Source organism: Vibrio sp. D173a (assembly GCF_030248475.1).
On record NZ_JAHGAH010001611.1, the window covers coordinates 1 to 638 of the forward strand.

The 638-nt window shown below is 49.1% G+C and carries 1 protein-coding gene; it reads right to left on the minus strand.

All coding sequences use genetic code 11. The features are described from left to right. Nucleotides 1-601 (minus strand): MATE family efflux transporter (locus tag KIV40_RS35115; RefSeq protein WP_285354101.1); only part of this gene is annotated, 601 nt, incomplete at its 3' end. Nucleotides 602-638: the final 37 nt, after the last annotated feature.

Here is a 638-nt window from a genome sequence, read left to right on the forward strand (position 1 = left end):
CGAGAATGGTAGCAATCGCGGCACCATTGATGCCTAGGTCTAAGGTGAAAATGAAGATCGGATCGAGGATCAAGTTAATCAAGCTGGTGGCGATCATCATGGTGCCCGGCAGCATGGTATTGCCATTGGCGCGACATACGCTGTAGAAGAAATACAGCATCGCACCTGTCCAAGAGCTGATTACCCAGTAGATCCAGTAAGAATCAATGATTGGAAAAACCGATTCAGGGGCGTCCAACAATTGCAAAATTGGGCCACGCAGCAGGTAAATGATCACCGAAAACAGTGCTACGCCCACACCGCCCATTGCAACCACCAAGCCACCCAGTTGCTTAGCATAACGCGTCTTCTTTGCTCCGATAGCACGAGCAATGACCGCCGTGGTCGCGATACCAAGTCCGACTTGAATCCCAATGATGATCATCTGAATTGGCAGGGTGAAACCTTGAGCCGCCAGTGGCAATACGCCCAATTGACCAATAAAAGCACTGTCGACAAGTTGAAAACTCATCAATGAAAGCACGCCGAACAGCATTGGCCAGGTCATAGTAAAGAGTTGCCTGCTTAGAGACGGTGAGGGCGTTGCAGTTGTTGAATTCATAACAGTCTTAAAATTATTGAGGGGACGGTGATCAACC